Origin of the sequence: Mesorhizobium sp. M4A.F.Ca.ET.050.02.1.1 (genome assembly GCF_003997725.1) — a bacterium.
In the GTDB taxonomy this organism is placed as follows: Bacteria; Pseudomonadota; Alphaproteobacteria; order Rhizobiales; family Rhizobiaceae; genus Mesorhizobium.
Genome location: NZ_RZSG01000516.1, coordinates 1 through 4,283, shown reverse-complemented (window position 1 = coordinate 4,283; position 4,283 = coordinate 1). Strand labels below are relative to the sequence as shown.

At 65.7% G+C, this 4,283-nt stretch carries 4 protein-coding genes and 1 pseudogene; 1 reads left to right on the top strand and 4 read right to left on the bottom strand.

All coding sequences use genetic code 11. The features are described from left to right. Positions 1-487: GyrI-like domain-containing protein (locus EOA33_RS25865; protein ID WP_145989278.1), on the top strand; the 487-nt coding region annotated here is incomplete at its 5' end. Here EOA33_RS25865 and EOA33_RS25860 read toward each other — a convergent pair. The 4 genes and pseudogenes from EOA33_RS25860 to EOA33_RS25845 all read right to left on the bottom strand — a co-directional run. Beyond that, a complete protein-coding gene (locus EOA33_RS25860; protein ID WP_127406927.1) occupies positions 484-1,419 on the bottom strand; it encodes a bifunctional helix-turn-helix transcriptional regulator/GNAT family N-acetyltransferase in 936 nt (311 codons plus the stop codon). The two genes, EOA33_RS25865 and EOA33_RS25860, sit on opposite strands and share 4 nt — an antisense overlap. A 181-nt stretch (positions 1,420-1,600) precedes the next feature. Then, positions 1,601-2,734 (bottom strand): alanine racemase, encoded by a 1,134-nt coding sequence (locus tag EOA33_RS25855; RefSeq protein WP_127406926.1) that lies wholly within the window; start codon positions 2,732-2,734, stop codon positions 1,601-1,603. Next, on the bottom strand, positions 2,731-4,011 hold the full coding sequence (locus tag EOA33_RS25850) for a D-arabinono-1,4-lactone oxidase (protein WP_127406925.1): 1,281 nt from the start codon (positions 4,009-4,011) through the stop codon (positions 2,731-2,733). The genes EOA33_RS25855 and EOA33_RS25850 overlap by 4 nt, the downstream gene beginning before the upstream one ends. Positions 4,012-4,024: 13 nt before the next feature. Then, a pseudogene (locus tag EOA33_RS25845) lies at positions 4,025-4,283 on the bottom strand (MFS transporter); the annotation flags it as partial.

The window sequence follows — 4,283 nt, the reverse complement described above, 5'->3', positions numbered from 1 at the left end:
GATGGACCAGTCGTTTCTCAGCAATCTCGAACCGCCGCGCTTCGAGACCAGCCGCCCCTTCCTCATCGCCGGGCTCGGCGTACGCTACAGCTGCGAGACAAGCGCCGGCATTCCGATGCTGTGGCAGCGTTTCGGACCCTATATCGGCAACATCCCCGGCGAGACCGGCGACGTCGCCTACGGCGTCTGCGTCAACGGCGACGACGCCGGCAATTTCGATTATGTCGCCGGCGTCGAGGTCGCTGACTTTTCGGAGCTGCCTAAGGAGTTCTTTCGCGTGCGCGTGCCGGCGCAGAAATACGCCGTCTTTGCCCATCGCGAGCACATCTCGACCATCCGCCGCACGGTCAACACGATCTGGAACAAATGGTTGCCGGCCTCGGGCCACGAGGTCGCCGACGCGCCGGAGTTCGAGCGCTACGGCCCCGAATTCGATCCGCGCAGCGGCAATGGCGGCCTGGAGATCTGGATACCGGTGAAGGGTTAGAGCGCCAAATTCCAGGTCTGGCCGACCAGATCCTTGCCGAAGGAATGGTGGCGCTCTTCTTTCGCCAGTTCGAAGCCCGCCGCCTGATAGATGCGGCGGGCCGAGACGAGGATGTCGTTGGTCCACAGCGTCAGCGTCCTGTAGCCTTTGGCGCGGGCAAAGCCGATGCATTCATCGACCAGCCGCTTGCCGATACCAAGGCCGCGCGCGGACGGCTCGACATAGAGCAGGCGCAGTTTCGCCACAGCGTCCGACTTGCGCACGAGGAAGACCGAGCCGACGACCTCTCCTTCCCGCTCGGCGATCCAGGCACGCTCCCATTTCGGGTCGAACTTCCTGACGAACTCAGCCAGGATCTCGGCGACCAGCGCCTCATAGGTTTCGTCCCAGCCATAGTCCTGCGCATAGATGAGGCCCTGGCGCCGCGTGACCCAGCCGATGTCGCCGACCTGCAAGGGCCGCAATACATACGGAACCCTGGGTTCCGGCTGATCGCCGAGCAGACGCTGCACGGTGCCCATCGCCTTGACCAGCCTGTCCTGCTCGGCCGGCGGGAGCTTGTCGAGCAAGGCCTGGACCTGCGCATGCGAGTCTTTGTTGAGCGGCGCGAAAGCATCCCTCCCCACCTGTGTCAGCGCGATCGATGAGCGCCGGGCGTCGGCTTCGGTAGCGGCGCGCTCGACGAGACCGCGTTCCTCGAATTTCTTCAGGAGACGGCTGACATAGCCGGCGTCGAGGCCGAGGTCGCGAACAAGGTCGCTGGCGACGAGGCCATCGTGATGGGCGAGTTCATAAAGCACCCGCGCCTCGGTCAGCGAGAACGGGCTCTTCAGCAGGCCTTCGTCAAGCAGGCCGATCTGTCGGGTGTAGAAGCGGTTGAAGGCGCGCACCGCGTCGGTGCGTTCCTTGCCGGGGTGATCGTGGATGGTCATGGCGCTTCTCCTGTCAGGGAGAAGATCGGGCATTTAGTTGACTGAGTCAAGTAAATGCTTGCAGGTCGAGGCGTGATACGCGTTCGTCATCCTACGGCGAAGCAAGGAGCGGAGCGACGCAGCGCAGACCCTAGGATGACGATGTCGCGGAGGCCTGCGCCAATGGCGAGCGCTTCGCACCTCACCCCATCGGCAACGCCGGCCAGCGCTCGACAATATGTCCGGCCGAAAACACCGCGATCGAGCCGAAATGCTGCAGCACGGCCTCGCTCTGCGTCGGACGCAGGAAGGCGCAGTCGCCGGGCTTTACGTCGGCTCCGGCCGGCAGGGCCATGAACTGCTGGTTGGAGGACAGGCCCATCAGGCTGTTTACCTTCATGCCCTCCGGGAACACCGGCCCGGCCATCCACTTGCCGCCGTAGAGATAGCAGCCCTTGCGCGGGAACAGGCCAAGCGCCGTGAGCATGCGGGACACCGAGGCCGGCCCCGGCAGCACCGGCTCCACCACCTTCAGGATCGGCGTCGCGATGAAGGCTGCAGGCTGGAGGCCATCCAGGCCGGGGACGTCGAAATCGCTGGGCAGCACGAAAGCGGAGCCGATCGAGACTTCGTTGGCGACCCCGCCATGGTGCAGCAACGCCGTCTTCGAGCCGCCTATGTTCAGGATGCGGCGCTGGTCCTCGCCGAGGCTGTCGGCGAATTCCTCGGCCAGCGCCTGGGCTTTCCCCAGCGCGCCGGCCTGGCCGCCGAACAGGCCGGGAATCTCCGGCGCATGCGCCTCGTAGGCCATGATACCTTCGCAGCGCAGGCCGTTCGGGATGGTCAGCGCCTTTATGTCTTCGGGGCTGGCGAAGCCGCCGCGATGCAGCCCGACATCGACCTCGAAGGCAAAGCGCAGTTCGGTGCCAAGTTCGGCCGCCAGCGCGCCATACTCGGCCAGCCGCTGGTCGGTGTCGATCAGCCAGCAGACGCGCGACCAGCCGGCGCCGCCCTTGGTGAGCGCGGCTCTCGCCGCGCCGAAGGGCATCGGCTTGCCGTAAAGCAGATCCGCCTCGGGAAAGGCGTCGAGCACGGCCTGCGTAATCGGCGGATGGAAAGTCATGAAACGGCTGGAGCCGAGCGCGCCGGCAATATGCTGGAGCAGCGGCATGGAGGCGAGCGACTTGTCGACCAGCCGCACGGCGAGGCCCGGCGCCAGTCTGTCCTTCACCAGCGCGATGTTGCGGTCGAGCCGGTCGCGGTCGAGCACGAGCGCGGGCTGGAAGATGCCGGCTTGCCTCAGCGCCTCGGAGAGATCGGCGAAATAGGCGCTCATGTGTCGATGCCGAACAGGCTGGCCATGTAGGGCGACACGAAGCGGTTTTCGGGATCGATATCGCGCCGCACCGCCATGGCGTCATCCCAGCGCGGATAGAGTTTCTTGAAATCCGCGGCCTTCAGGCTGTGCATCTTGCCCCAATGCGGCCTGCCGCCATACTTGCGGAAGATCGGCTCGGCCGCCCGCATGAAGGGCTCGGGACCGTTGGCCGCATCGTGGTGGATGGCGATCGAGCAGGTGAGCCTTTTGTGGAAGGGCGAAAGCCAGAATTCGTCCGGCGCCACCGAACGCACCTCCATCGGGAAGAAGACTTCCGGAAAGTGCTTCTCGGTCAGCGCGATGATCTCGGCCAGCGCCTTCGGCCCCTCCTCGAAAGGCAGGTGGTACTCCATCTCGTTGAATTTGGTGCGCCGGTCGCTGACATAGACGTTGAGCCAGTCCTGCACATAATCCTCGGCCGGCACCTTCTTGACCGCGCCCTTGATCAGCGCGCGGCGCAGCGACGGCAGCCAGCGCAGCACGGTGCGCAGCTTGCGCAGTGTCGCCAAACCCTTCTCGTCGTCCTCGGTCGGCCGTTGCGTCGGCTGCGCATCGCTCAGGTCGCTGGCGATGAACTGCGCATAGCCGGAAAACGGGATGTAGTAGAATTCGGCCGAACGGTGCGCGGCCAACATCGTCTCGAAATCGCGCAGCATGTCGCCGATCGGCAGCACCCATTTGCGGCGGCGCAGGCGGTAGGCCGCGATATTCTTCATCGTCACTTCGGTGAGGATGCCGAAGGCGCCGAGCGCGACGCCGGTGGCGTGGATCATGTCCTGGTCCCCTGCCCGGCTGTATTCGCGCAGTTTCCCTGTCCCGTCGACGAGTTGCACCGTCTCCAACTGCGTGTGATAGGCGCCGAGCTTCGGGCCCGAGCCATGCGTGGCGGTGCCCAGCGCGCCGCCGATCGCCTGCTTGTCGATGTCGCCCATGTTGGGCAGGGCCTGGCCGATGCCCTGCAGGATGTGCATCAGAGGCCCAAGCCGAGTGCCAGCCCGCAGCCGCGCCCGATTGGCCGCGGTGTCATGCGAGACCAGCCCCTCGATCTTCTCCAGCGAGACGATGGTGCCATCCGACCGCACCAGTGGCGTGAAGGAATGGCCAGCGCCGGCGACGCGGAGCGGACCGGGCGCCGAGCGCACCAGATCGGCAAGCTCGCCGGCATCTGACGGAGTGGCGATAAGCTTGGGTGCGGCCTGCACCAGGCCCGACCAGTTGCTCCAGGCTTTCTGCATCGCGCTTCTCCGCTCAGGCAATGGCGCGGCGATGCCGCGTCACGAGGATGAACAGGCCGAGCAGCGCGACGCTGGCGGCGGCGCTGGCGGCGGCGAATTCCGGCACCGGCCGGAAATCCTTGTCGATCAGCAGCGAGGCGGCAATCGGCCCGATCGCCAGGCCGAAGAGCTGGGCCGCCGGCACCAGAAGCACCGCGGTGCGGGTCTCGTCGGCGGTGATCGCCAGGCGGATCTGGTAGGGAACGATGAACAGCAGGATGAAGCCCATCACC

What these genes read in the sequence shown, in the direction of transcription:
- EOA33_RS25860 (WP_127406927.1), bottom strand. Translation starts at nt 1,419, where the DNA reads ATGACCATCCACGATCACCCCGGCAAGGAACGCACCGACGCGGTGCGC.
- EOA33_RS25855 (WP_127406926.1), bottom strand. Translation starts at nt 2,734, where the DNA reads ATGAGCGCCTATTTCGCCGATCTCTCCGAGGCGCTGAGGCAAGCCGGC.
- EOA33_RS25850 (WP_127406925.1), bottom strand. Translation starts at nt 4,011, where the DNA reads ATGCAGAAAGCCTGGAGCAACTGGTCGGGCCTGGTGCAGGCCGCACCC.